A 24,750-nucleotide genomic window follows, 5' to 3' on the forward strand; every position below is an offset into this window, starting at 1 on the left:
TGTCGATACCGATGCGGAGGCGGCCACGCTTGCCTGGCCCGAGAAGTCCCAGGAGGGTTGAACGCGGCCGGACGAGGGGGAAGTTCAGGGCGGCGGTATTCGGCCATGGACCGGCCGGGGGCGGCCGAGTATCACGTTTTGCTTGTGATCAGTCACTGTGCGGACCTACGTTGCCCCTTGCGAGATGTACCGAAGCCAGTGGGGGAGCCACGTATGGCCGCGACCGGACGGCACCGCAGATATCAGCCCAGTCGGATCAACCGTGCCTCGCTCACGGTGACGGCGGGCGGCGCGGGCATCGCGCTCCCGCTCATCACCGCGGCCTCGGCCGGGGCCGCGTCGGGCGAGGTCTGGGAGAAGGTCGCCGCCTGCGAGTCCAGCGGCAACTGGGCCATCAACACCGGCAACGGCTATTACGGCGGGCTGCAGTTCAGCGGCTCCACCTGGGCCGCCTTCGGCGGCACGCAGTACGCGCCGCGCGCCGACCTCGCCACCCGGGATCAGCAGATCGCCATCGCCGAACGGGTGCTGGACGGCCAGGGGCCCGGGGCCTGGCCCACCTGTTCCGTACGGGCGGGGCTCACGCGCGGCGGCGACGCACCCGAGACCACCCCGGGGACCGGGACCGCCCCACAGAGCGCGGGCAGCTGGACGGCCCAGGCAGCAGCGGCGCCGCAGAGCGCACCGCCCAGGAAGGCGCAGGCCCGTCCCGCCGAGGCGACGCCCACCCATGTGCCGGGCAAGCGCGATGCGTACACCGTCGCGACCGGCGACTCCCTCTCCGGGATCGCGTCCGAGCAGCGGGTCCCCGGCGGCTGGCAGGGCCTCTACGCAGCCAACCGCACCGTCGTCGGAGACAATCCGAATCTCATCTTCCCCGGGCAGCGGCTGAGTCTGGACGGAAGCCGGGCGCCGAAGGCGGGGGAGGGGACGAGCACCGGGAAGCCCGCACGGCAGACCGCTCCGAAGCCCTCGGCCACCGCGTCCGGGGCCAAGAAGGCGGACAGGCGCCAGGCCGAACCCGAGAAGGAAGCGCCGAAGCAGCAGGCGCCCAAGAAGGAAGCGCCGAAGCAACAGGCCCCGAAGCAGGAGGCGCCGAAGAAGGCCGCCCCCAAGAAGGAGCAGCCGGCTCCGGAACAGGCCGTGCGGCACTCCGGGTTCAGCGCCCCGGTCGCCGCCGGCACCGGCACCCCGTACCGCCAGGCCGGCTCCTGGTCCAGCGGCTACCACACCGGTGTGGACTTCCCCGTGCCCACCGGGACGTCCGTGAAGTCGGTGGCCCCGGGCCGCGTCGTCTCGGCCGGCTGGGCCGGAGCGTACGGCTACGAGGTCGTCATCCGGCACAGCGACGGCAAGTACAGCCAGTACGCCCATCTCTCCGCGCTCCACGTGCGCGCCGGCCAGTCCGTCTCCGGCGGGCAGCGCATCGCCCGCTCCGGTTCCACGGGCAACAGCACGGGGCCCCACCTGCACTTCGAGATCCGCACGGGCCCGGGCTACGGCTCGGACATCGACCCGCTCGCCTACCTGCGGGCAGGCGGCGTCAGGGTCTGACCCCGTGCTCGCCTGAGAGCAGTCGGCGTCGGGCCCGACCGTCCGCCTACCTCCGGGCAGGCGGCATCAGGGTCCCCACCCTCCGCTCGGAGCGGGAGCGCCGCAAGGTGGCTCCCCCTCGCCGCTGCTGCTCCGCGAGCGGGCCCGGCGTGCCGAATTCCACCTGCGGCACGGAGCGCCCCGGCGGCAGGGGCGACGACTTGGCCGCCGGGGGCAGCCCACCCGACGCCGGTTCCGGCACGTCCGGCACAGCAGACGCATCGGGCGACGCCGAGGGGCGCCCGTCCTCCTGCCCCTCCGCGCCGAGGACCGTATCCCCCGCGCCCGGGACCGCGAGCCGGGCGCCGGGGCCCGTCGGCTCCGGCGCCGGCCGCGCCTCCTCGGCATGTTCCCGGTTCATCCGCTCCCGCGTCAGCATGATCAGACCGGCGGCGGCCAACGCCCCGGAGGACAGGGCCAGGACAGTGCCGGGGACGCCGAGCCGGAAGTGCTCGCCGAACAGGGTGATGCCGATGGCGGCGGCCACCACAGGGTTGACCACCGTCACCGTCGCGAGCGGGGCCGTGAGCCCGGCGCCCCGGTACGCGGCCTGGGACAGGAACAGGCCCGCCGCGGCGAGCCCGGCGATCACCAGCAGCGGCAACGCACCCGAGCGCACCGAACCGGACGTCCACTCCACGGCCACGGTCTTCGTGAACACCGAGGCCATACCGAACGCCGCGCCCGCGCCCGTGGCCAGGACGATGCTGCGCAGAACCGGCCGGCGCAGCGTACGGGAGAGGACGACCAGCGCTCCGACGGCCCCGAACGTCACCGAGGCCAGCAGCGCCTGCTCGGGACCGTTCAGGGTGTGCGGTTCGGCGTTCCCCGTGAGCGCCAGCAGTCCGCCGAGCCCGGCCGTCGCCATCAGCGCCCCGCGCCACGCCGTCGCCCCCGCCCGCCGCCCGACGAACAGGGCCGCCATCGGCAGGGCGAAGACGATCGTCAGCGCCCCGAGGGGCTGGACCAGGCTGAGCGGACCGTAGGCGAGCGCCACCACGTGCAGGACCGCGCCGATGCCGTTGAGGACGACGGCGACCCACCACACGCTGTTGCGCAGCAGGGCGTACCAGGCGTTGTCATCGGTCGTGGCCACGCGCTCCTGGATGATCGCCCCGGCCGCGTAGGCGACCGCGGAGATCAGTGACAGCAGCACGGACAACGCAAGGGAGCTCATGTACACCACGATGTCCCGTCCGGGGCCCCACGTCGTCGCCCTTGAGTCTTCACTTCGGCGTACTGCCCCAGTAGTACGCCCGTCGGACCGACGTCCTCCTCCCGACGGTAGTCCTGCCGCCCCCGGCCGTCAGAAGTTGGCGCCCGGCGGATACGGTGAGCCGCCGGGACGCCACAGGCGGTGTCCGCGGCGGCGGCCTGAGGAACGGGACCGCGGGCGGACCGGAAACGGAGGGAGAGCGGGCCATGGACCTGGCACTACTGGCACCGGTCGGGGGGTTCTTCGCGCTCCGGACCACCCCGGTGCCGGACGGCGGGCACCGGCCGCTGGAGCGGTTGTACGCGGGCGAGAACGCTCCGCTCGCCGCGCGTGTCGACCGGGTCGCGGTGCGGCTCCAGGCCCCCGAGCGCCGGGTCGCCGCCTCCATCGCCCATCTCGGGCTCGCCGCGCGGCTCTGGTCCATCGCCCTGGGCCCGGCCGCGCTGTTCGGGCGGATCCCCGCCCTGGCCCCCGGCGACCTGCACTGGGACCCGGCGTCCACCTCGCCGGACGACCTGTGGCTGGCGGGGACGGCCGAACATCCCGGCACGGCGGCCCGGATCCGTGAGGAGGTCCAGTACGGGCATCTGGTCCCCCTGGCCGAGGCGTTCCGGCGTGACGGGAACATCTCGCCGCAACTGCTGCGCGGTAACGCGGGATCCGCGCTCGCCGGGGCCGTACGCGAACTCGTCGCCTTCGCACGCGCCCACGACCGGCCGGACGTGGCCGCACGGGCCCGCGCGCTGGCGGCCGAGCTCTTCGACGACGAGACGCTGCGCGACACAGGGACCCCGCACGGCCCGGCGTTCCGGCGGCGCAGCTGCTGCCTGTACTGGCGCTGTTCCGGCGGCGGACTGTGCGGCGACTGCGTGTTCGACCGGGCGCCCGGTTCCGCACGGGCCGGGGCGTGACGTCAGGAAGACAGGCGGGAGAAGGTCAGGAAGGCAGCACGGCGTCTATGGCGTCGTCCACGGATGGCAGGACGGGCAGGGCGCTGTCGAGCCCGATCATGCCGATCAGGCGTTGCATGAACGGGGACGGGGCCGCGAGACGCAGACGGTCGCCGAGCGCGGTGTGTCCCTGGAGGAGCACGTTCACCGTCGTCGAGTCCGCGAAGCCGACGCCGGAGAGATCCACGACGACCGGGCCCGAACCGTCGTCGGCCGCCGAGGTCAGAGCCAGGCCCAGGGGGGACACCGTGTCGATGTCGAGGTCACCCGAGACGGTGAGGACCAGAGCGCCCCGCTCCTGCCGGGTGGTGATTCTGACGGCTCTGTCCTCGTTGGGCGATGAAAGCACGGAAGGCACCTCGGGCGGGATCGGAAGGGAGCGGAGAGCCGCCCCGCCGGAGGGGTCGGCAGCACTCCGTCCCTGGTCGCGGCGGGATAGCGCGATAACGATAGAAGTAACAGTTGCCATTTGACAACATTCTCCATCGGGTAACAATCTGATCCCCGACGGTTGATCGTCGGACTGCCGACGGCGGAGTGCCGATGGATGCGGAAGCAGGGGCTGGATGAGGCTAGGCGCTGTCGGCGACATCATCGCGGAGCGGCGAGGTGTCCGTATCCCGTTCCGGGGAAAGGCGCTCCAAAGCCGCGGCATGAAAGGCCGCGAGTCCGTCCGTGAGCGCGGCGAGGTCGGCGGGAGCCATCCGCTCCAGCACGGCGTTCAGCTCAGCGGCGCGCAGGGCCCGGTATTCTTCGAGGAGGGCGCGGCCACGAAGACTCAGCCGCAGTTCCAGCTCGCGTCGGCTGGTCGGGCTGGGTGCTCGCAGCACGAGCCCCATCGCCTCCATCCGGTCGCAGAGCCGGCTGACGGAGGGGGCGCGCGAACCCAGAGCTTCCCCCAGGGCCCGCAGATTGGCGCCTTCGTGCTTCTCGATCACGAGCAGGGCGCGGAGCTGGGAGGGCGATACGGTTCCCGGGGCGGCGGATTCCTGGCCCCGGCCCCACAGCACCTCCAGCAGCTCCGAGGCGGCGACGGCGTAGACGGAGGCCTGTTCGCCTTCGCGGGGGCGGAATCCTCGGTGGGGCATTCAGCCACTCTGTCATCCGTCAGCCCTCCTTGTCAGCCCGGGCCCGGCCCCGACCACATCGCAGGACGAAGAATGCGCGAGAGACCGTGAACAGACGAACCCACATCGAGGCCGCAGTGCGGGCCGCCGCGCCGCACGCCCTGCTGGCCGCCCTGCGCGCCGAGCTCATCAGCGCCTACGGGGCCCTCGCGGTGGAGCTGCACCTCGCCGACTACGGTCTGCGGGTCCTCACCTCGCTGGACGGGCCCGACGGCGAGGGCGAGCCGCTGTCCCTCCACAACACTCCCGAGGGCCGTGCCTTCGGCAGCCAGGAACCCCGCGAACAGCACGTCCGACACGACGACGCAGTCGATCACTACCTGCCCGTGACCGTCCGTGGCGAACGGCTCGGCATCCTCACCGTCCGGCTGCCCCAAACGCTGTCGACTCCGGAGCTGGTCGGCGAGCTGACCCACGTCGCCGACCTGCTGGGGCACGAGATCCTGGTCGCCGAACGGGACACCGACCTCTATCAGCGGGCCCGGCGCACCAGCCGCCTCACCCTCGCCGCCGAGATGCAGTGGCAGTTGCTGCCCGCCCGCGCCTGCACCGCCGCCGAGTTCGCCATCGGGGCCCAGCTGGAGCCCGCGTACGCCATCCACGGCGACAACTTCGACTGGGCCGCCGACGGCGAGGAGCTGACCCTCGCGGTGACCAACGGCATGGGCGAGGGCATACAGGCCTCCCTCCTCACCAACCTCGCCGTCAACGCCCTGCGCAACGCCCGCCGGGCCGGCATCGGCATCGCGGACCAGGCGGCCCTCGCCGACCAGGCCCTCTACGACCAGCACCGCGGCGCCTCCCACGTCTCGACCCTGCTGCTCCGTTTCGAGCTGGCGACCGGGCGGGTCGGCGTCGTCGACGCGGGATCGCCGCAGCTGTGGATCCAGCGCGGCCGTTCGGTCCGCCGGATGGAGCTGGAGGCGCAGCTGCCGCTCGGCATGTTCGAGGAGTCGCAGTACACGGTTCAGGAGTTCCACGTCGAGCCCGGCGACCGGCTGCTGCTGTTCAGCGACGGCGTGTACGACGCGGTGTCCCCGCTCGGCGAGGCGTACGGGGACCGGATGCTGGCCCGCGCCATCCAGTCGACCCGGCTCCTGCCCGCCGCCACCGTCCCGCGCGCGATGCTCGGCGAGCTGGCGGAGTACCGGGTCACGGAGACGCTCGACGACGCGCTCGTGCTGTGCCTGGACTGGTTCGGCCGGCAGAAGGACTGACCAGGGGGGCGTCAGACACTAGGGCTGGGGTGCGTCGAAGGCGCGGCGGGATGCCTCGATGTGGCCGATGTGCTCATGGGTCCAGTCGCACATCACATGGACCGTCCGGCGCAGCCCCTGCCCCGGCTCGGTGAGCGTGTACTCGACCCGAGGCGGCACGGTGGGGTGCACGCACCGCTCGACGAGTCCGTAGCGCTCCAGCATCCGCAGGTTCTGGGTGAGCATCTTGTGGCTGATGCCCTCGACCTCGCCCCGCAGCTCGCTGAAGCGAAGGGTGCCCTCGCCCAGCGCCTCGATGATCAGGAGCGCCCACTTGTTGGCGACGTCGGAGAAGATCTCCCGCGCCAGCGAGTCCGCGCGCCGCAGATCCGAGTCCTCGGGCGAACCGCTGAACTGCTTGGTCACCATCAGGTTCCCCTGTCACCGAAAAGTGCGTTCTTCCATGTCAGCTCACACTCTCCTACGGTTCCTGAGTAACCACAAGTGACCGGGAGTCGTCCGGTCCGGTGGAGAATCGGGGGCACGGCCCCCGGAACGAGGAGGCGGGCAGTATGGCCATCACCCTGGTGAACCCGAGCGGGCTGCCGGAGATCGGCGCGTACAAGCAGGTGTCGGTCGCGACCGGAACGAAGCTGGTCTTCATCGCCGGGCAGGTCGCCTGGGACGCGGAGGGCGCCACCGTCGGTGCGGGCGACCTCGCCGCGCAGGTCGAGCAGTGTTACGTCAACGTCGGCACGGCCCTCGCCGCGGTCGGCGGCACCTTCGAGGACCTGGCGAAGCTGACCGTGTACGTCGTGGACTGGACGCCCGAGAAGATGCCCCAGTTCATGGAAGGCGTCGCCCGGGCCTCCGCTCGCCTGGGGTCCACCCCCGTACCGCCCGGCACACTGGTGGGCGTCGCGGCCCTCGATGTCCCCGAGCACCTGGTCGAGGTCGAGGCCACCGCCGTGCTCGACTCCTGAGAGGAGCACCGGCCGGGCTCAGGTGCTGAGCTGGAACTCCGCGCGGATCCGCTTGCCCACCGGCACGCGCTCGGCGGTGAGCCGGTCGCACAGGGCCACGACGATCTCCATGCCGTGGCCGCCGAGGCGGGACGGGTCGGGGGCGTACAGCACGGGCATCGCGGTGCTGCTGTCGTACACCGTGACGCTGATGTGCTCCGCGTTGCCTTCCAACTCCAGCATGTAGGGCCCGTGGCTGTAGCGGTCGGCGTTGGTCACCAGCTCACTGACGGCCAGCATCAGATCGCTGCGCGTGCGCTCGCCGATCCGGGCGAGGCACTCCACCGTGAGCCTCGTCAGAAAGCGGTCGGCGAGCGCACGGGCCAGCGCGATGCAGCCCGGCTCGCCGTCGAAGACCTCGGCGCTGAGCAGGACCTCGGCGGAGGACGGTACCTCGACGGAAGCCGGCCCCTGACCCGGTTCTTCCGGTGGGGAGGTGACCTGTTCGTTCATGTGCTCCAGCCAGGGCGCCGCAGTGAGGTCGGAGACCTTTTCCGCCAATCGTCTACCCGTGGCGAAGGATCCCACTCCAGGAGATCCGGACCGATCCTACGCACGTCCGGGCAGTCGCACCACGGTCACGAAGAACTCGTCGATCTGGCGCACCGCGGCGATGAACTGGTCGAGGTCCACCGGCTTCGTCACGTAGGCGTTGGCGTGCAGTTTGTAGCTGCGCAGGATGTCCTCCTCGGCCGACGACGTGGTGAGCACGACCACCGGGATGAGGGAGAGCTCGGGGTCGCCCTTGATCTGCTCCAGCACCTGCCGACCGTCGTACTTGGGCAGGTTCAGGTCCAGTAGCACGAGGTCGGGGCGGGGGGCCTCCGTGTACTCGCCGCGCCGGTAGAGGAAGTCCAGCGCCTCCTGTCCGTCGCGCACCACGTGCAGGGTGTTGCGGATCTTGTTGTCCTCGAAGGCCTCACGGGTCATCAGCTCGTCGCCGGGGTCGTCCTCGACGAGCAGGACCTCGATGGGCTGCACAGGGGTGTTCACGAAGCGTCTCCCGACTGGCTGGTGAGCTGGGCGTGAGCGAGCAGCTCCGCCGTGGTGTGGGTGGGCGCCTCGGGCGCGACGGGCAGGGTGAAGTGTATCCGGGTACCTTCGACCGGTTCGGGCTCCAGCCAGATCCGGCCACCGTGGAACTCGATGATCTTCCGGCAGAGTGCGAGGCCGATGCCCGTGCCGTCGTACTCGTCGCGACCGTGCAGCCGCTGGAAGATGACGAACACCTTGTCCGCGAATTCGGGCGCGATCCCGATCCCGTTGTCCGACACGGTCAGGTGCCAGTTCTCGTCCTCGCGCATGCAGTCGACGGTGATCCGGGGCGACCGGTCGGGGTGGCGGAACTTCACCGCGTTGCCGACGAGGTTCTGCCAGACCATGGTGAGGGCGGTGGCGTCCCCGACGAGCTCCGGCAGCTCTTCGGGCCGCTCGACCACCGCCCCCGAATCCTCGACCGCCGCGGCCAGATTGCCCAAGGCGCGGTCGAGCGACCGTCCCAGGTCGACGGGCTTCCAGCCCTCGTGGACCCGGCCCACGCGCGAGAAGGTCAGCAGGTCGTTGATGAGGACCTGCATGCGCTTGGCGCCGTCCACGGCGAACGCGATGTACTGCTTGCCCCGGTCGTCGAGCTCCGTCCCGTACCGCTTCTCCAGGAGCTGGCAGAACGAGGCGACCTTGCGCAGCGGCTCCTGGAGGTCGTGCGAGGCGACGTAGGCGAACTGCTCCAGCTCGGAGTTGGAGCGGCGCAGTTCCTGCGTCTGGTCCGCGAGCAGGTCCTCGCGCTTCTGCGTCTCGGCCAGCTCGTCGGAGAGCCGTTGGCGCATGTTCTCGACGGCCCCGGCCACATCCTGGACATCGGAAGGACCCTGGATCTCGATCCGGCGGTCGAAGGTGCCCGAGCGCACCGCTTCGGAGGCGGCGCGGAGCCGGTTCAGCGGCCCGCCCACCACCCGGTGGAGCAGCACGCTCAGCGTCACGATGGTCAGTACGAGAACACCGAGCAGGATGCCCACCACCCAGTCGCGGGTGGAGCGCGCGGCGTTCAGGTCGGCCCGGGCCCGGTTACGGGCCTCGGCCAGATGCCCCTGCTGTGCGGTGTACGCGCGCCGCAGGTTGTCGAACTCCGTCTTGCTGCTCTGGAGCTGCGCGGTGGTGCCGGAGCGGCTGGGACCGCTCTCCCGAACCGCCGCGATCAACGGCTCGGCCTTGTCCTGCCGCCACCGGCCGGCGGCGGCCTCGATGGCGTCGAGGTCATGTGCGAGCCGCTCGTCGTCGCCGACCAGCTCCCGGGCCTGGGCCAGCCGCTCCCGCTCGGCGCTCTTCCCGGCCTCGTACGGCTCCAGGAAGGAGCGGTCACCGGTCAGGGCGAACCCACGGACCCCCGTCTCCTGGTCGAGCAGGGCGTTCTGCAGCTGGAAGGAGACCGATCGCGCCGGCTGGATGCGGTCCACCAGCTCGTCGGTGCGCTCCGACATCCGGGACAGCACCAGTCCGCCGACCACCAGGCAGCCGCAGACGACCACGACGAAACCGCCGAGTATCAGATGGACCCAGGACTGCACCGACAGTCGAGCGGCGAGGCTCGTTGCCGGTATCCCCTTGGTGCTGTCAGTGCTCATCGTCTTCCGATCCCCAGGCCAGGTGCAGCACGGCCACATCGTCCGCGAGCCCGCCGTACGGCGCGGCCCCTTCGGCGGCTCCCGCCACCAGGGCGTCGACGAACGCGGAGGCGGGCAGATGCCCGTTGGCCTCCGCCATCGCCAGCAGCCCTTCCTCGCCCAGGCGGCTTTCCGGTCCGTTGCGCCCCTCGAAGAGGCCGTCGGTGAAGAGCACCAGGCCTGCCCCGGGCGACAGCGGAATGTCCACCGTCGGCCATCGGCCCATTCCGGGCAGCAGCCCGAGCGCCATGCCGCCTTCGGGCTCGGCCCACCTCACACCGGTGCCCTGGCGCAGCAGCAGGCCGGGGTGACCGGCCCGCAGGACCTGGACGCTTCGCCGGTCCGGCGGGAACACCAGGGAGGTGACCGTGGCGAACACGTGCGCGTCCGAGCGCTCGGCGACCAGGATCTCCTCCAGCAGGGCGATCTGCTCGACGTGGGACGTGCCGCACAGTACGGCGGTACGCCAGGCCACCCGTAGACACACGCCGAGCGCGGCCTCGGCCGCACCGTGCCCGGAGACATCGCCGATCACCGCGTGCACCGTGCCGTCCGCGGTCTGCACGACGTCGTAGAAGTCACCGCTCAGCAGCCCGTGGACACGCCCCGGCTCGTAACGGGCGCGGGCGCGGAACAAGTCGTCCCGCAGCAGCGGTACGGGCAGGAGACCGCGCTCCAGCCGGGCGTTCTCCTGGGCCATCAGCTGGTTGGCGCGCAACGCCGCTGCGGCCCGCTCGACCTCCTTGCGCTGCAGGGCGTAGCGGATCGCGCGCGAGAGGACCTCGGGGCCCAGACGGCCTTTCACCAGGTAGTCCTGGGCGCCTCCGGCGACCGCGCGGAGCCCGGTGCCCGAGTCCTCCAAGCCCGTGAGGACGACGATCGCGGCCTCGCTGTCGGTCTCCAGGATCTGGCGCACGGCGTCCAGGCCGTGGACGTCGGGAAGATGAAGATCGAGCAGCACGCACACCGGTGCGGTCGAGGCGCGCAGGAACGTGCGGGCCTCACCCAGTGTCTTGCACCAGGTGAGGGCGGAGTCCAGCTCGCTGTCCGAGAGCATCTCCTCGACGAGTAGCGCGTCGCCCGCGTCGTCCTCCACCAGGAGGATCGTCGCGTCGAGGTTCCACAGCGGGGGCTCGGGGCGGTGAGGGATGCCGACCTGCTGGGTGGGGATGCCAGGGATGCCCGCAGGGATCTGCGACGTGCCCACGGGTGACTCGCTCAAGCCCTCACCCTCTCGTGCGACGGCACGGTGCGTCCGGCCTGATCATCGGAAAGCATATGCGAGGAACGCACTTCGTCGGCCCCCGCCCGGAAGAGCGGACGGCACGAAGCCGCCCGCCCGGAAGAGCGGACGGCACGAAGCCGCCCGCCCGGAGGGGCGGACGGCTTCGGACTTGGGACGGGACCCGAACGGTGTGCGGGGTCTCACGCCTCGACGCTCATACCCTTGCGCAACTGCTGGACGATCCGGCTGAGCAACCGGGACACATGCATCTGAGAAACGCCCAGTTCAGCCCCGATCTGCGACTGCGTCATCTCCGCCCCGAACCGCATCTGCACGATCCGGCGCTCCCGGTCGTCGAGCTGATCCAACAGCGGGGCCAGCGTGTGCAGGTTCTCGACGGTCTCCATGCCCGGATCCGGCTCGCCCAGGACATCGGCGTACGCCCGCTGCTCCTGGCCGGAGTCGCTGTCCGCGGACGGGGTGTCGAGCGAACCGGCCGAGTAGCCGTTGGCGGCCACGAGCCCCTCGATGATCTCCTCCTCGGGAAGGTCGAGGTGGGTGGCCAGCTCCTTGACGGTGGGGTCGCGGTCGAGCTCGGCGGAGAGCTGCTCCTTCGCCTTGGCGAGGTCCACCCGCAGCTCCTGGAGCCGCCGCGGCACATGCACCGACCAGGTGGTGTCGCGGAAGAACCTCTTGATCTCCCCGACGATGTAGGGGACGGCGAAGGTGGCGAACTCGACCTCGCGGGACAGGTCGAACCGGTCGATCGCCTTGATCAGCCCGATCGTGCCGACCTGGATGATGTCCTCGGTGTCGTCGCCGCCGCGGTTGCGGAATCGCGACGCGGCGAAGCGCACCAGGGAGAGGTTCATCTCGATCAGCGTGTTGCGGGCGTACTGGTGCTCGTGCGTGCCCTCTTCCAGCGTCTGGAGGCGGTCGAAGAAGATCTTGGAGAGGGCGCGGGCATCCTGCGGGGCGACCTTGCCGGCGTCCTCGATCCAGGGCAGTTCCCCTGTGACGTCCGCTGCCTGCGTGCCGAACCGGCCGTCGCTCAACGGCGTCGTGCTTCCGGTGGCTCGCGCCGACATCGTCGTCATGGTGACGCCCTCCCTGTTACCGATGCAGATGTGTCGGACCAGCGCATGCCCCGCCTTCGCGAAGTCATGCGCATCTTTTTTGAGATTCTTTCGATCGTCTCCGCACGCTCCGTCCTCAGTGCTCGGCCGCCCGAATGGAGCAGTGGCCCGCGCATGGCAAACTTGAGCGGGGTGTTTCGGCCTGCGGTGACCCACGACCCGCGGTGAGAAGACGGCAGAGGAACGGCGATGACGGTGACAGAGGACAGCGCGGAGTTCGCTCCCGGAATCGAGGAGTTCGGTCCCGGAATCGACCCGGAGCGGCTGGCCGTCTGCCTGAGCGTGCTCGATGAGCTCGACACGATCGAGGTCGACCACCCGGACGCCATCCTCGTCCGCCGCGCGACCGCCGGGATCTACCGCACCGTGAAGCAGCGCCGCCGCCAGGAGCGCCGCGCCGCGAAGACCGCCCACGACCGGGCCGTCACCGAGGCAACGGCGACCGGCTCGGCCGACCGCATCGACGACGAGACACAGGGCGTGCTGCCCTCCTCCTCCGCCACGGCCGAGATCGCGGGCATCCTCCAGCGCCCCAGGTCCTGCTACATCTGCAAGACGCGGTACGTCGAGGTCGACGCGTTCTACCACCAGCTCTGCCAGCCCTGCGCCAAGGAGAACCGCTCCCGGCGCGAGGCCCGTACCGACCTGACCGGACGCCGGGCGCTGCTCACCGGCGGCCGGGCGAAGATCGGCATGTACATCGCGCTGCGGCTGCTGCGGGACGGCGCGCACACCACCATCACGACCCGCTTCCCCAACGACGCGATCCGACGCTTCAAGGCGATGGAGGACAGCGACGAGTGGATCCACCGGCTGAAGATCGTCGGCATCGACCTCCGTGACCCGGCCCAGGCCGTCGCGCTGGCCGACTCCGTCGCCGCCGAGGGGCCGCTGGACATCCTGATCAACAACGCCGCCCAGACCGTGCGCCGCTCCCCGGGGGCCTACAGCGAGCTGGTCGGCGCGGAGTCGGCGCCGCTGCCCGCGGGCGAGCTGCCCGCCGCCGAGGTCATCGGCACCTTCAACAGCGGTTCGGTCGACCGGGTCGCCGCCCTGCCCTCCGCCCGCAAGGAGGGCCTCAGCGCCCAGGAGGTCACCGACCTCGCCCTGGTCACCGGCTCCGCATCGCCGGCCCGGATCGCCGCGGGCACCGCGATCGACGCGGGCGGCCTCGTCCCCGACCTGCACGACACCAACAGCTGGATCCAGACGGTCGACGAGGTCGAGCCGATCGAGCTCCTCGAAGTCCAGCTCTGCAACTCCACCGCGCCGTTCATCCTGATCAGCCGGCTGCGCCCGGCGATGGCGGCCACCGCCGCCAAGCACGCGTACGTCGTCAACGTCTCCGCGATGGAGGGCGTCTTCAGCCGCGGCTACAAGGGCGCGGGCCACCCGCACACCAACATGGCCAAGGCCGCGCTCAACATGCTGACGCGCACCAGCGCCCAGGAGATGTTCGAGAAGGACGGCATCCTGATGACGGCCGTGGACACCGGCTGGATCACCGACGAGCGCCCGCACCCCGACAAGATGCGCCTCGCCGAGGAGGGCTTCCACGCCCCCCTGGACCTGGTCGACGGCGCGGCCCGGGTCTACGACCCGATCGTGCGCGGCGAGAGCGGTGAGGCCCTCTTCGGCTGCTTCCTCAAGGACTACGCCCCGGCCAACTGGTAATCCGAACGGCCCAACCGGCCGGACGGTCTCCGCGCGGCGGCGGCAAACCCGGCCCAGGATGTTTCCTGGGCCGGGTTTTCGCTGTCCCCGGTGGCTGAAAGTGACCTACCGCACACATTCTATCGAGCGCGGCGTCGCTCATTTGGTTAGGCTGAGGCGAACGGACGCCATCGAGGGGCCCACGAAGGTTCCTGGACCGTCCTGGGACACGGTCGGTAACCCGGCCGCTGTTCCGCCCCGAACCGGCGCCACCGCGACCGAAATATCACCATCCCTGCCCCACTCGGGGCGGTCGTGCCCCGGCATCGATGCCGGAGCGTCGGCGACGCCCTGGGTGACGCGACACAGAGGAGTGCGCGGTGACGACACCGGAACTGACCGAACGCGAAATGCGCCCCGCCGAACGGACCCACGGGCGGCCCGGCCGGCCCGAGCAGCTGCGGAACATCGAGGTCTGGGCCAGATCCGCCCCGATCCGGCTCGCCGGATACGAGGACGACCTCGCCGAGCCGCACATCCTGCCCGGCATCGACTGACCCCGAGGCTTTCTAGCGCGACCCGCGGCCCGTCCCCCCGCCCCTCCGCTCCGGCGGCAGTGGCCGGGAGACGGGCCGCAGGAATTCCCGGACGTAACAGCGGTGCCACCAGCATCCGGTGGTCCGCAGCTCCCGGAGCCCGGTGAACCGGTAGCGGAACACCCGGGCGCGCACATGGCGGGGCGGTCCGTCGGGGAACGGGTTGTGGCCGAGCAGCCGGAGCGTGTCCCGGTCGCCTTCCAGCAGCCGGTCGACGAAGGGGCCGAACCAGGAGCGCGCGTACGCGGGGGAGAGCGCGGCGAACCACATCATCCAGTCGAGCCGCAGGTGGTACGGGGCGAGCAGGCGCGGCAGCCTGCGCGGATCTCCCGGCTTGCCCCGGAAGCCGTACTCCCGCCACTCCGCGCCCTCGTGCATCACCGGATCGGCGCTGCCCTCCACCACGACCTCCAGCCGCATCCGGCTGATCGAACCGAACGCGCCATAGGTGTTGACCAGGTGCAGGGGATCGTAGGACCGGTTCATCGCCTGCCGCCGCGAGAGCAGATTGCGCGCCGGGCGGTAGCTGAGCGCCAGCACCAGGGCGGTCACCGCGAAGACGACCACCTCGTACCAGAGGGGCGGCGCGGCCTGGGCCGGCGGCGGCCCGGCCAGCGGGGTCCAGTCGATCACGGAGAGCGCAAGCGCGATGGTGAGCCAGTTCAGCCAGGCGAAGTTCCCCGACAGGACCAGCCAGAGCTGGGTGAGGACCATCAGTCCGGCCGCCGCGCTCGCCACCGGCTGCGGGGTGAACAGCAGGAAGGGCACAAGCAGCTGGGTGACATGGTTGGCCGCCACCTCCACCCGGTGCACGGGCCGGGGCAGATGGTGGAAGAACCAGCTCAGCGGCCCCGGCATCGGCTGGGTCTCGTGGTGGAAGTCCAGGCACGTCAGCCGCCGCCAGCACGCGTCGCCGCGCATCTTGATCAGCCCCGCGCCGAACTCCAACCGGAACAGCAGCCACCGCAGCAGCCACAGCACCAGGACCGGGGCGGCGGTGTCCCCGGTGCCGAGAAAGATCGCCAGGAACCCCGTCTCCAGCAGCAGCGACTCCCAGCCGAACCCGTACCAGACCTGTCCCACCTGGACGATCGACAGATACAGCACCCACGGCAGCGCCCACAGCAGCATCCCGCCCCACAGCGGCAGCAGACCGTCGAGCCCGGCGATCAGCGCCACCGAGACGGCACAGCCGCCCCAGGCGACAGCGGCAAAGAGGCGGTCCGAGTAGTGCAGCCGGAAGAGCCCCGGAGCGGCTCGCCAGGGGGTGCGCCGCAGCAGCTCGGGGACGGGCAGCATGCCGCGCTCGCCGATCAGCGCCCGGAACTGGAGGGCGGCGGAGAGGAAGGCGACCAGATAGACCACGGCCAGGGCCCGCTGGAAGATCAGCCGGCTCAGCCAGTAGCCGTCCGCGGTGAACCATTCCATCCCTGCCAGTATCGGCCGACCGGCGGCCCGGGGCTCCCCGCCGGCCGCAACCGGCAGGTCCCGCCCGGGCCCCTCCGCTCGCGGGCCGGGCGGTCAGCCCGCGGCGACGATCCGGCGGAGCGTGCGGCCGAGCCTGCGCGCGTACCAGTGCTGCACGACCGGCACCAGCGGCCCGGCGATCCGGGCGTACCAGGTGGCGGGGCGCGAGAACGCCAGAACGGTGAACCACACCGTGCCGTCCTCCGCGAGATCCACCACGAAGCACTCCTCGCCGCGCTCCGGATGCCCGGTCAGGGTGCCGTAGCCGAAGCCGGTGCGGCCGTCCTCCCCGTACGCCGTCCAGATCACCTCGCACGGGGCGGTGAACCGCAGCGGGCCCAGGCCCAGGGAGACCCGGACGCCTCCGCCGGGCTCCGCGCGCCGGGCCGAAGCCTCCACCCGGGCGCCCGACGCACGGTGCATCCGCCACTCGGTTATCGCCGCGCCGGCGGCCGCGAAGTCCGCCTCTCCCCGGCCGACCCGGGTGCGGTGGTGGAGGTGGTGGTAGCCGCGGGGGAGCGGGCCGAGGCGGGTCGCGCCGACCTCCGGGTAGGTGAGGGTGCTCATGAGGTCCTGCCTTCGGTTCGGGTGAGGGCGTCGGTGAGGGCGTTGGTGCGGGCGTCGGCATGGGCCGTCGGTACGGCGTCGGTATGTGCTTCGGTGCGGGCGGCATCGTGGGTGTGGATGCGCCGCCAGGCCAGCAGCGAGCAGAGCGCGAAGCCCAGCGCGTTGCCCAGGCCGTGGGTGGCGGCCATCCAGGTCAGGGTGGGGTGGGGGAGCCCGGTGGCCTCGCCGAGCGCCCAGCTCAGCGCGAGCAGCATCGTCGCCACCAGGACGGCGGCGGAGCAGAGCAGCAGGAACCGCGTCGTCCGGTCCCGCCCCTCCTCGTGCCCCATGCGCCAGGTCAGCAGCCCCACGGTCCACATCCCGGCTGTCAGGACGACGGCCCCGGCGAGTTCGGCCCAGTCCCCGATGAAGTAACCGACGAGGACGAGCAGGGTGCCCAGTGGCACGCTCAGTGCGGCGAAGCGGCCCGCAGGGCCGTCGGAGACCCGGCAGACCAGCCCGGCGATCAGGGCGGCGGCGAATCCGGCGAAGTGGAAGTGCGGCACGGTCAGCGCCAGGATGCCGAGGTCGAAACCGAACAGCTCGTGCCCCGAACGCTCGGCGACCAGAGCGGTCGCGGCGACGGACGGGGTGACCAGCGCGGTGAGCAGGGCGATCCCGGCCGGGTCGAGGTCCCGGCCCCGGGCCGCCCGGCGCGGGGCGTGCAGGGCGAGCAGCACGGTCCCTGCGGCGTAGACGCAGGCGAGCGCCGTGGCCGTGGCGCCGCGCGGCAGCCAGAGGGCGAGCGCGCCAGGCGCGGCGAAGAGCGGCCAGAGCCGGCGGATCCGCTCCAGCTCCGGTTGCTCGGTCAGCCGCAGACCCGCCGGCACGACGACGAGCATGCCCAGCATGACGATGGCATTGACCAGTGCGGACACGGCTTCCCCCCTTGTTTGAACGTGTTCAACTCACGGTTGTGAGCGTAGAGGATTAATTGAACGCGTTCAATGCGGGGGTGGCGGTCGCCCGTCCGCTTGCGGGTCCGTGCTCGGTGCGGCACAGATGGTGACACCCGATCCGTATCCCCAGGGACAGGCAGGAGACCTCTGTGCGCTCACAAGGACGTTTCCGGCGTACCGCGCTCGCCGCGCTGTCCGCCGGGGTGCTGCTCGCCGTCGCCGGCTGCGGCGAGGACGCCGACCGCACGGCGAAGGGCACCACGGGCACCGCGGAGGCCAAGGACGTCCTGCTCCAGCCGCTCGCGTCCCCCGGCCCCGGACCGTTCACCGCGTCCACGGCGCGGGCGGCGGCCACCCCGTCCCCCACCGGCGCACCGGACGGCGAACCGGGCTCCGCCACCCGGACGGTCCATCCGGTCTCCGGCGCCGTCCCCGGTCTCTACGGCGGCACCCGGTCGGTCGCCGCCTGCGATGTCGAGCAGCAGAGCACACTCCTGACCGACGACAAGGGCAAGGCGAACGCCTTCGCCGAGGCGGCCGGCATCGAGGCGGTGCAGATCCCGGGCTATCTGAAGTCCCTCACCCCGGTCGTCCTGCGCGCCGACGCCCAGGTCACCAACCACGGCTACAGCGCCGGATCGGCCACCGCCTTCCAGGCCGTGCTCCAGGCGGGCACCGCCGTCCTCGTCGACAGCCGCGGGATGCCCAGGGTCCGCTGCGCCTGCGGCAACCCGCTGGGCCCGCCCGTGGTTGCCGAAGGGAAGGTCGCCCACCGGGGCGAGCGCTGGCCCGGCTACGACCCGGCGCGCATCGTGGCCGTCGAGCCCGGCGTCAAGGCGGCCACGAGCCTGATCATCGTGAACGCCGAGGACAACACCTGGATCGAGCGGGCCATGGGCGACAGCGGCGGCCGTGACCGGGACCCGGACGACCCGCCGCCCTTCGAGCCCGACGCCGACCTGCTCTTCCCGTCCCCGGGCCGCCCGTCCGAGCCCCCGGCCCCGGACTCCACCCCGTCCGGGCCGGCCCCCTCCGAGCCGGAGGCGCCGACGGACCCCGGACCCGGAGAGTCGTCCGACGACTTCGGCGACATGCCGCCCGAGGAGCCGTGGGAGTACGAGGAGGGCGACCCGGAGGAGGTGGTGCCTGAGCCGACCCAGGTCTTCCCCGCCGATCCGGAGGAGCCGGCCGGGCCGGACGGGCCCGCGCAGTCGGACGCGCCCATGGAAGCGGATCTCGGTGACGTGTTCGCTGGTTGACCGGACGAGGTCCGGCCGGCGGAATCGGACAAGAGGAATCGGAAAAATGGTGGCAGAGTGGCCCACATGGATGATCGGGTAGCGGGTGCCCTGTCACTCCCCGACGACTGGCCCGCCCACCCGGACCTCAGCCTCGCCCTGAACCGTATGGGCAGCTTCGACTGGGATCTTGACACCGGCCTCATGCACATGGACCGGACCGCCCTCGACGTGTTCGATCTGACCCCGGACGAATACGACGACCGGCCGGCCTCACTGTCGCCGCGCGTTCCGACGGACGAGGCCCAGCGCCTGGACGGGATGGTCTCGCACGCCCTGAAGAGCGGACGCACCAACTACGGCGCGTACTTCCGCATCCAGCGGCGCGACGGCACCCTGCGCTGGACCCACACCCAGGGCTTCGTCCGCCGGGACGGGACAGGACGCCCGCGCCGCATCATCGGGATCGTCCGCGACGCCACCCAGGAACTGGCCGACTCCACCGCCCGGCGCGAACTGGACGAGGAGCGCCGGCGGCGCACCAGCCTCGTCGAGGGCACCACCGCCGCCCTGGCCCACGCCCGTACGGTCCACGATGTCATCGCCGTCCTCAAGAACTCCCAGGGCCTCGCCCACCTCGGGGCCACCAGCCTCGTCATGGGCCTGCTGGAGTCCGGCCGCATCCACCTGGTGGCCGACGGCCCCGAAGGCGCGTACGTCCCCGGCACCCGGTACACCCGGGTGGACGAGCAGTACCCGATGAGCGAAGTGGTCCGCACACTGTCCCCGCGCTTCATCGAGTCCGCCGAGGACTTCGCCGCCTCCTACCCGATCCTGTGGCCCAACATCAGCCACCTCGGGATCACCTCCGCCGCCTACATGCCGCTGATCGCCCAGGCCCGCCCGATCGGCGCGCTCGGTCTGCTCTACCGGGACAAGGGCGGCTTCACCGCCGACGAACGCAATCTGCTGATGGCGCTCGGCACGTCGATCGCCCAGAGCCTCCAGCGCGCGATGCTCTACGAACAGGAGCACGACCTCGCGGAGGGCCTCCAGCAGGCCATGCTGCCGCGCCGGATCCCGTCCGTGCCCGGGGCACAGGTCGCCGTCCGCTACCGCTCCGCCCGCCTCGGCCGGGACATCGGCGGTGACTGGTACGACCTGATCCCGCTGCCCGGCGGCCGGGTCGGCGCCGTCATCGGGGACGTCCAGGGGCACGACACCCACGCGGCCGCCGTCATGGGCCAGCTCAGGATCGTGCTCCGCGCGTACGCCGCCGAGGGCCACAGCCCCGCCACGGTCATGGCGCGCGCCTCCGTCTTCCTGCACGAACTGGACACCGACCGCTTCGCCACCTGCACCTATGCCGAGGCCGACCTCACCACCGGGGTGGTGCAGCTGGTGCGCGCCGGGCATGTGGACCCGGTGGTGCGGGACGTGGACGGGAGCTGCCGCCGCGTGGTGTCCGAGGGCGGTCTGCCGCTCGGTCTCTCGGCGGAGTTCGGCCGGCTGGAGTATCCGGTCTCCACGGTCGAGCTGGACCCCGGCCAGACGATGATCCTGTTCACCGACGGTCTCGTCGAACTGCCGGGCTCCGACCTCGACGAAGGCATGCAGCGGCTCACCGCCCTCGTCGCCAACGGCCCCCAGGACCTGCAGAAACTGGCCGACCAGCTCTGCGACGCGGTCGACGGGCGCGGCGGCCAGGACGATGTCGCGGTCCTGCTGCTGCGCCGCCGGGCCGCGCACGCCCCGCAGCCGGGCGGCCGGCTCCAGCAGCACGTCGCCCAGAACGACCCCGAGGCGCTGAGCTCGTCCCGGCACATGATCCGGGCCGCGGTCCGGGCCTGGGGCGCGAAGGACCGGGCCGACGAAATCGAGCTCGCGGCCGACGAGCTGATCACCAACGCGCTCATGCACACCGACGGCGGGGCCGTCGTGACGATCCGGGTGCTCGCCGGCACCGAGCGGCGGCTGCGTGTCGACGTGGAGGACCGCTCCAGCGCCCTGCCCCGGCGCCGCGACGCGGGGGAGGACGGGGTGTCGGGGCGCGGCCTGATGCTGGTCGACCGGCTGGCCGACGTCTGGGGCGTGGAGTCGCGGGGGAGCGGCAAGTGTGTGTGGTGCGAGTTCCTCATTCCGACCCGCTGAAGGCCGACCCGCTGAAGGCCGGCCCGGGGCATGCCGCACGACCGTGACCGACGCACCGATGTAACAGTACGTAATATGTCTGTGCTTGACCGTGACCGACCGCAAACGATTGACTGCGGGGGACCTGCCCACCCCCGGCCCCGCCGCTTCGACGACATGAGGCCCCGTTGAGTACCGAGCTTCTGGCCCCGCTCGATCTTGCTTTCTGGCACCTCGAATCGGACGCCCATCCGATGCACCTGGGCGCGCTCGCCGTCTTCGCCCCGGCGCCCGGCGTCGGCCCGGGGCGGATCCTCGAACTGCTCGGGAGTCGTGCCGCCGCGATCCCCCGGCTGCGCATGTCCGTACGGGACGTCCTGCTGCCGGTCGGCGGCAAGGCCTGGACGGTGGACAAGGACTTCGACGTGCACCGGCACGTCGAGCGGGTCGTCGTGGCCGACGCCGACTTCATGGCCGGGGCCACCCGCCTGGCCGGCGAACTGATGGAGCGGCCGCTCGGGCGCGGGCTGCCGCCCTGGCGGATGTACCTGATCTGCGGAGCGGACGGCGGGCCCTTCGCCGTCCTGGTCAAGCTGCACCACGCCCTGGCCGACGGGATGCGGGCGGTCGCCATCGGGGCCGGGATCTTCGACGAGATCGCCGCCGTCACCAGCGCCCGAACCGCCGCCCGGGGCCGCACAGCCGTCCCGCCCCGCTCCTGGCTGCCCGACCCCCGCGAGATGGCGGGCATGGCGCTCGGCCGGCTCGGCGAGGTCGGCCGCGCGCTCGGCGTGGGGGCCTCCGTCGTCCGCGCCGGCCGTCTCGACCTGTGGGGCCCCTCCGCCCTCACCGCGCCCTCCAGCGGCACCCGGCGCCTGGCCACCGCCGACCTCGACGCCGGGGACCTCCAGCGGATCCGGCGCGCCGAGGGCGGCACGGCCAACGACATCCTCCTGGCCGTCGTCGCCGGGGCGCTGCGCCGCTGGATGGCCGAGCGGGGCGATTCCCTGCCCGCCGCCGACCCGCGCGCACTGGTGCCCGTCTCCCGGCGCCGCCCCGGAGGGGCCACCGCCTCCGGCAACCGGCTCTCCGCCTATCTGCTGGGTCTGCCGGTCACCGCGGCCGACCCGCGCGAGCGGCTCCGGGCGGTCCGGAGCGCGATGGACCGCAACAAGGCGGCGGGCCCGCTGAAGGGCGCCGGAGCCGTCGCCGTGCTCGCTGACCAACTGCCGCCGCTGGCGCACCGGTTCGGCGCGCCGCTGGCCGCCAACGCCGCCCGTTTGCTCTTCGACGTGCTCGTCACCAGCGTGCCGCTGCCCCGCTCCGCACTCTCGCTGGGCGGCTGCCCGCTGACCGCCCTCTACCCCATGGCGCCGCTGGCCCGGGGCCAGTCCCTGGCGGTCGCGCTGTCCACCTACGGCGGGCGGGTGCATGTGGGCCTGGTGGCCGACGGCAAGGCTCTGCCCGACCTGGACCGGCTCGCCGCCGCGGTCGAGGACGAGTTCACCGAGCTGTACGCCCTCGTCACCGGCACGGACCGTACACCGGTGTCCTGACAGGCAGCGGCACACCGGCTGCGGCAGGCTTGAGCCATGCCCGAACTGCCAGAAGTCGAAGCCCTGCGGGTCTTCCTCGACGACCACCTGGTCGGCAAGGAGATCGCCCGCGTCCGCCCGCTGGCGATCAGCGTCCTGAAGACGTACGACCCGCCGCTGACCGCCCTGGAGGGCACGAGGGTCACCTCGGTCGCCCGGCACGGCAAGTTCCTCGACATCGAGGCGGGCGGGCTCCACCTGTGCACCCACCTCGCCCGGGCCGGCTGGCTCCGCTGGAAGGACTCCTTCCCCGCCGCTCCGCCCCGCCCCGGCAAAGGCCCGCTCGCCCTGCGCCTGGTGACCACGGACGGCGACGGCTTCGACCTGACCGAGATGGGCACCAAGAAAAGCCTCTCGGTCCACCTCGTCCACGACCCCATGGCCGTCCCCCGTATCGCGACCCTCGGCCCCGACCCCCTCGCCGACGCCTTCGACCGCGACGCGTTCGCCGCACTGCTCGCCGGGGCCCGCCGCCAGATCAAGGGCGCGCTGCGCGACCAGTCGCTGATCGCGGGCATCGGCAATGCCTACAGCGACGAGATCCTGCACGTCGCGAAGATGTCCCCGTTCAAACGGACCGCAGACCTGACCGACGACGACGTCACCCGGCTGTACACCGCACTGCGCACCACCCTGCGGGAAGCCGTGGACCGCTCCAGCGGGGTGGAGGCGGGCAAGCTCAAGGCGGAGAAGAAGACCGGGATGCGGGTCCACGGGCGTACCGGCGAGGCCTGCCCGGTCTGCGGGGACACCATCCTGGAGGTCTCCTTCAGCGACTCCTCGCTCCAGTACTGCCCCACCTGCCAGACGGGCGGCAAGCCGCTGGCCGACCGCAGACTGTCGAAATTCCTGAAGTAGCGGCTGCCCGCGTTCCTGAGTGATCCGCCGGTCTACCGCGCCGCCTGCCTGAGTGATCCGCCGGTCTACCGCGTCACCGTCACCAGCCGCCGCCCGTCCGCCGTGCGCACCTCGAAGTGGTCGATGCCCTCCGGCCGCAGCGCCGCCCCGCCCGACACCTCCACCGGCCCGTCCTCCGCGCCCCCGGCCGACCAGCTGCCCACCGTCTCCTCGCTGCCGTCCCGGCCCACCGCGACCAGCGCGCACGCCCCCACCACCGGAACCCGCGCCACCTCCAGCGCCACCGCCGTCCCCCACTCGCGCCCCGCCGCCGTCACCACCGCCGCCACCCCCGACGCCCCGTCCGTCCCGGACCACCTCTGCGCGCCCGCCCCCTCCGCCGGACCGCCCGACCGCCCGGCCACCGCCGCCGGGCCGCCCACCGCCAGCACCACCGCGGCCGCCACCAGGGCGAGCCGCCGCCGGCCCGACCTGCGCCGCCCCGCCGCGACCGCGGCCGTCAGGCGTTCCGCGAGCCCGGGCCCCGGGTCCACCGGCGGCCCCGCCTCCGCCAGTCCGTCCCGTACGCCGGCGAACTCACCGGCCCGCAGCCGGCACCGCGGGCAGTCCGCCAGATGCTCCTCGAAGCGGAAGGTGTCGGCGCTCCCGAGCACACCCAGCGCATAGGCCCCCACCCGGATGTGGGGTTCGGTCGTCTGCATGTACTGCGGTACGGGAACAAGCCACGCATCACTCAAGCCATCAGCCTGGATACGCCCTAAACTCCGGCCTCATGCTGCGCGTACTCGCCGTCGACGACGAACAACCCGCCCTGGAGGAACTCCTCTACCTCCTGCGCGCCGACCCCCGTGTCCGCAGCGCCGAGGGTGCCACCGGGGCGACCGAGGCACTGCGCCGCATCGGCAGCGCCGTGGACGCGGGCCCCGACGACCCGTCCGCCATCGACGTGGTCTTCCTCGACATCCACATGGCCGGTCTCACCGGTCTCGACGTCGCCCAGCTCCTCGCCGGATTCGCCGCGCCCCCGCTCATCGTCTTCGTCACCGCGCACGAGGGCTTCGCCGTCCACGCCTTCGACCTCAAGGCCGTCGACTACGTCCTCAAACCGGTCCGCCGCGAACGCCTGGCCGAAGCCGTCCGCCGGGTCGCCGAACAGGTGGGGGACCGGTCCGCGCCCGTCCACGACAGCGCGGGCGACCAGATCCCCGTCGAGCTCGGCGGCGTCATCCGCTTCATCCCCATAGACGAGATCGCCTACGCCGAGGCCCAGGGCGACTACGCCCGCCTGCACACCGCCGCCGGCAGCCATCTCGTCCGCATTCCGCTGTCCACCCTGGAGGAGCGCTGGCGCTCCCGCGGCTTCGTCCGGATCCACCGCCGCCACCTCGTGGCGCTGAGCCGGATCGACGAGCTGCGCCTGGACGCGGGCAGCATGAGCGTGCGCATCGGAGAGGCCGAGCTCGCCGTCAGCCGCCGTCACACCCGCGCCCTGCGCGACCTCCTGATGCGCCAGGGCGGTCGCTGACCACAGCCGTCGGCCCGCCGCTGACCTGGGGAGACCTCCCGGAAGCCCTTCCCAGCAC

At 72.0% G+C, this 24,750-nt stretch carries 24 protein-coding genes; 11 read left to right on the plus strand and 13 right to left on the minus strand.

Annotated elements, in window-relative coordinates:
* Positions 1 to 213: 213 nt before the first annotated feature.
* Positions 214 to 1,554, plus strand: a complete 1,341-nt coding sequence (locus IE140_RS22950) for a transglycosylase family protein (protein WP_150195503.1) — start codon at positions 214 to 216, stop codon at positions 1,552 to 1,554.
* A 46-nt stretch (positions 1,555 to 1,600) separates the two neighbouring features.
* Here IE140_RS22950 and IE140_RS22955 read toward each other — a convergent pair whose 3' ends face one another.
* The gene (locus tag IE140_RS22955) at positions 1,601 to 2,770 is read right to left on the minus strand and encodes a DMT family transporter (RefSeq protein ID WP_109181690.1); all 1,170 of its coding nucleotides are present in this window, start codon (positions 2,768 to 2,770) and stop codon (positions 1,601 to 1,603) included.
* A gap of 245 nt (positions 2,771 to 3,015) precedes the next feature.
* Here IE140_RS22955 and IE140_RS22960 point away from each other — a divergent pair, with 245 nt between their 5' ends.
* Complete coding sequence (locus tag IE140_RS22960) at positions 3,016 to 3,720, plus strand: (2Fe-2S)-binding protein (protein ID WP_150195505.1); 705 nt, start codon at positions 3,016 to 3,018, stop codon at positions 3,718 to 3,720.
* A 25-nt stretch (positions 3,721 to 3,745) separates the two neighbouring features.
* On the opposite strand, the gene IE140_RS22965 is transcribed toward IE140_RS22960, so the two are convergent.
* Both IE140_RS22965 and IE140_RS22970 read right to left on the minus strand, forming a co-directional pair.
* Entirely contained in the window at positions 3,746 to 4,108 is a 363-nt protein-coding gene (locus IE140_RS22965; protein ID WP_093437247.1) for an STAS domain-containing protein, read from the minus strand.
* Between the two features lie 223 nt (positions 4,109 to 4,331).
* Positions 4,332 to 4,847, minus strand: coding sequence for a MarR family winged helix-turn-helix transcriptional regulator (locus tag IE140_RS22970; RefSeq protein ID WP_093437244.1), 516 nt, complete (start codon positions 4,845 to 4,847; stop codon positions 4,332 to 4,334).
* 86 nt (positions 4,848 to 4,933) lie between these two features.
* On the opposite strand from IE140_RS22970, the gene IE140_RS22975 reads away from it, so the two are divergent.
* Positions 4,934 to 6,103, plus strand: a complete 1,170-nt coding sequence (locus IE140_RS22975; protein WP_093437241.1) for a PP2C family protein-serine/threonine phosphatase — start codon at positions 4,934 to 4,936, stop codon at positions 6,101 to 6,103.
* Positions 6,104 to 6,121: 18 nt separating this feature from the next.
* Here IE140_RS22975 and IE140_RS22980 read toward each other — a convergent pair whose 3' ends face one another.
* Positions 6,122 to 6,511, minus strand: coding sequence for a winged helix-turn-helix transcriptional regulator (locus tag IE140_RS22980; RefSeq protein WP_093437239.1), 390 nt, complete (start codon positions 6,509 to 6,511; stop codon positions 6,122 to 6,124).
* Between the two features lie 143 nt (positions 6,512 to 6,654).
* Here IE140_RS22980 and IE140_RS22985 point away from each other — a divergent pair, with 143 nt between their 5' ends.
* Positions 6,655 to 7,065 (plus strand): RidA family protein, encoded by a 411-nt coding sequence (locus IE140_RS22985; protein ID WP_107414430.1) that lies wholly within the window; start codon positions 6,655 to 6,657, stop codon positions 7,063 to 7,065.
* 18 nt (positions 7,066 to 7,083) lie between these two features.
* Here IE140_RS22985 and IE140_RS22990 read toward each other — a convergent pair whose 3' ends face one another.
* From IE140_RS22990 to IE140_RS23010, 5 genes are all read right to left on the minus strand, one after another.
* The gene (locus IE140_RS22990) at positions 7,084 to 7,557 is read right to left on the minus strand and encodes an ATP-binding protein (protein ID WP_150195507.1); all 474 of its coding nucleotides are present in this window, start codon (positions 7,555 to 7,557) and stop codon (positions 7,084 to 7,086) included.
* A 96-nt stretch (positions 7,558 to 7,653) separates the two neighbouring features.
* The gene (locus IE140_RS22995) at positions 7,654 to 8,097 is read right to left on the minus strand and encodes a response regulator (protein WP_030089012.1); all 444 of its coding nucleotides are present in this window, start codon (positions 8,095 to 8,097) and stop codon (positions 7,654 to 7,656) included.
* The gene (locus IE140_RS23000) at positions 8,094 to 9,725 is read right to left on the minus strand and encodes a sensor histidine kinase (RefSeq protein WP_150195509.1); all 1,632 of its coding nucleotides are present in this window, start codon (positions 9,723 to 9,725) and stop codon (positions 8,094 to 8,096) included. The genes IE140_RS22995 and IE140_RS23000 overlap by 4 nt, the downstream gene beginning before the upstream one ends.
* Complete coding sequence (locus IE140_RS23005) at positions 9,715 to 10,986, minus strand: PP2C family protein-serine/threonine phosphatase (RefSeq protein ID WP_150195511.1); 1,272 nt, start codon at positions 10,984 to 10,986, stop codon at positions 9,715 to 9,717. Before IE140_RS23005 ends, IE140_RS23000 begins: the two co-directional genes overlap by 11 nt.
* Positions 10,987 to 11,189: 203 nt before the next feature.
* Positions 11,190 to 12,086: an RNA polymerase sigma factor SigF gene (locus IE140_RS23010; RefSeq protein ID WP_150195513.1), complete on the minus strand. Its 897-nt coding sequence runs from the start codon at positions 12,084 to 12,086 to the stop codon at positions 11,190 to 11,192.
* 228 nt (positions 12,087 to 12,314) lie between these two features.
* On the opposite strand from IE140_RS23010, the gene IE140_RS23015 reads away from it, so the two are divergent.
* Together IE140_RS23015 and IE140_RS23020 are read left to right on the plus strand one after the other, a co-directional pair.
* Complete coding sequence (locus tag IE140_RS23015; protein WP_150195515.1) at positions 12,315 to 13,799, plus strand: SDR family NAD(P)-dependent oxidoreductase; 1,485 nt, start codon at positions 12,315 to 12,317, stop codon at positions 13,797 to 13,799.
* Between the two features lie 359 nt (positions 13,800 to 14,158).
* On the plus strand, positions 14,159 to 14,335 hold the full coding sequence (locus IE140_RS23020; protein ID WP_158706104.1) for a hypothetical protein: 177 nt from the start codon (positions 14,159 to 14,161) through the stop codon (positions 14,333 to 14,335).
* Positions 14,336 to 14,347: 12 nt separating this feature from the next.
* Here IE140_RS23020 and IE140_RS23025 read toward each other — a convergent pair whose 3' ends face one another.
* The 3 genes from IE140_RS23025 to IE140_RS23035 all read right to left on the minus strand — a co-directional run bounded on the left by IE140_RS23025 (position 14,348) and on the right by IE140_RS23035 (position 17,325).
* Complete coding sequence (locus IE140_RS23025) at positions 14,348 to 15,802, minus strand: lipase maturation factor family protein (protein ID WP_150195516.1); 1,455 nt, start codon at positions 15,800 to 15,802, stop codon at positions 14,348 to 14,350.
* Between the two features lie 93 nt (positions 15,803 to 15,895).
* Positions 15,896 to 16,408, minus strand: a complete 513-nt coding sequence (locus tag IE140_RS23030; RefSeq protein WP_109181012.1) for a DUF1990 domain-containing protein — start codon at positions 16,406 to 16,408, stop codon at positions 15,896 to 15,898.
* Positions 16,405 to 17,325 carry a YndJ family protein gene (locus IE140_RS23035; protein WP_150195518.1) on the minus strand — a complete coding sequence of 307 codons (921 nt, stop codon included), beginning with the start codon at positions 17,323 to 17,325 and terminating at the stop codon, positions 16,405 to 16,407. Before IE140_RS23035 ends, IE140_RS23030 begins: the two co-directional genes overlap by 4 nt.
* Positions 17,326 to 17,495: 170 nt before the next feature.
* On the opposite strand from IE140_RS23035, the gene IE140_RS23040 reads away from it, so the two are divergent.
* From IE140_RS23040 to IE140_RS23055, 4 genes are all read left to right on the plus strand, one after another.
* Positions 17,496 to 18,605 carry a DUF6777 domain-containing protein gene (locus IE140_RS23040; RefSeq protein ID WP_150195520.1) on the plus strand — a complete coding sequence of 370 codons (1,110 nt, stop codon included), beginning with the start codon at positions 17,496 to 17,498 and terminating at the stop codon, positions 18,603 to 18,605.
* A 66-nt stretch (positions 18,606 to 18,671) separates the two neighbouring features.
* Positions 18,672 to 20,735, plus strand: a complete 2,064-nt coding sequence (locus tag IE140_RS23045) for a SpoIIE family protein phosphatase (protein WP_150195522.1) — start codon at positions 18,672 to 18,674, stop codon at positions 20,733 to 20,735.
* A gap of 167 nt (positions 20,736 to 20,902) precedes the next feature.
* Positions 20,903 to 22,270, plus strand: a complete 1,368-nt coding sequence (locus IE140_RS23050) for a wax ester/triacylglycerol synthase family O-acyltransferase (protein WP_150195524.1) — start codon at positions 20,903 to 20,905, stop codon at positions 22,268 to 22,270.
* Positions 22,271 to 22,306: 36 nt separating this feature from the next.
* Positions 22,307 to 23,167 (plus strand): Fpg/Nei family DNA glycosylase, encoded by an 861-nt coding sequence (locus tag IE140_RS23055; protein ID WP_093437207.1) that lies wholly within the window; start codon positions 22,307 to 22,309, stop codon positions 23,165 to 23,167.
* A gap of 65 nt (positions 23,168 to 23,232) precedes the next feature.
* On the opposite strand, the gene IE140_RS23060 is transcribed toward IE140_RS23055, so the two are convergent.
* The gene (locus IE140_RS23060) at positions 23,233 to 23,868 is read right to left on the minus strand and encodes a zf-HC2 domain-containing protein (protein ID WP_189460661.1); all 636 of its coding nucleotides are present in this window, start codon (positions 23,866 to 23,868) and stop codon (positions 23,233 to 23,235) included.
* A 71-nt stretch (positions 23,869 to 23,939) separates the two neighbouring features.
* Between IE140_RS23060 and IE140_RS23065 the strand changes: the two genes are divergently transcribed.
* A complete protein-coding gene (locus IE140_RS23065; RefSeq protein ID WP_032762435.1) occupies positions 23,940 to 24,692 on the plus strand; it encodes a LytR/AlgR family response regulator transcription factor in 753 nt (250 codons plus the stop codon).
* Positions 24,693 to 24,750 lie beyond the last annotated feature (58 nt).

This window comes from Streptomyces parvus (assembly GCF_014648875.1).
GTDB lineage: Bacteria > Actinomycetota > Actinomycetes > Streptomycetales > Streptomycetaceae > Streptomyces > Streptomyces parvus.

Coding starts and splice junctions, on each gene's coding strand:
- IE140_RS22950 (WP_150195503.1), top strand. CDS start 214: ATGGCCGCGACCGGACGGCACCGCAGATATCAGCCCAGTCGGATCAAC.
- IE140_RS22955 (WP_109181690.1), bottom strand. CDS start 2,770: ATGAGCTCCCTTGCGTTGTCCGTGCTGCTGTCACTGATCTCCGCGGTC.
- IE140_RS22960 (WP_150195505.1), top strand. CDS start 3,016: ATGGACCTGGCACTACTGGCACCGGTCGGGGGGTTCTTCGCGCTCCGG.
- IE140_RS22970 (WP_093437244.1), bottom strand. CDS start 4,847: ATGCCCCACCGAGGATTCCGCCCCCGCGAAGGCGAACAGGCCTCCGTC.
- IE140_RS22980 (WP_093437239.1), bottom strand. CDS start 6,511: ATGGTGACCAAGCAGTTCAGCGGTTCGCCCGAGGACTCGGATCTGCGG.
- IE140_RS22985 (WP_107414430.1), top strand. CDS start 6,655: ATGGCCATCACCCTGGTGAACCCGAGCGGGCTGCCGGAGATCGGCGCG.
- IE140_RS22990 (WP_150195507.1), bottom strand. CDS start 7,557: ATGAACGAACAGGTCACCTCCCCACCGGAAGAACCGGGTCAGGGGCCG.
- IE140_RS23000 (WP_150195509.1), bottom strand. CDS start 9,725: ATGAGCACTGACAGCACCAAGGGGATACCGGCAACGAGCCTCGCCGCT.
- IE140_RS23010 (WP_150195513.1), bottom strand. CDS start 12,086: ATGACGACGATGTCGGCGCGAGCCACCGGAAGCACGACGCCGTTGAGC.
- IE140_RS23015 (WP_150195515.1), top strand. CDS start 12,315: ATGACGGTGACAGAGGACAGCGCGGAGTTCGCTCCCGGAATCGAGGAG.
- IE140_RS23025 (WP_150195516.1), bottom strand. CDS start 15,802: ATGGAATGGTTCACCGCGGACGGCTACTGGCTGAGCCGGCTGATCTTC.
- IE140_RS23030 (WP_109181012.1), bottom strand. CDS start 16,408: ATGAGCACCCTCACCTACCCGGAGGTCGGCGCGACCCGCCTCGGCCCG.
- IE140_RS23045 (WP_150195522.1), top strand. CDS start 18,672: ATGGATGATCGGGTAGCGGGTGCCCTGTCACTCCCCGACGACTGGCCC.
- IE140_RS23055 (WP_093437207.1), top strand. CDS start 22,307: ATGCCCGAACTGCCAGAAGTCGAAGCCCTGCGGGTCTTCCTCGACGAC.
- IE140_RS23060 (WP_189460661.1), bottom strand. CDS start 23,868: ATGCAGACGACCGAACCCCACATCCGGGTGGGGGCCTATGCGCTGGGT.
- IE140_RS23065 (WP_032762435.1), top strand. CDS start 23,940: ATGCTGCGCGTACTCGCCGTCGACGACGAACAACCCGCCCTGGAGGAA.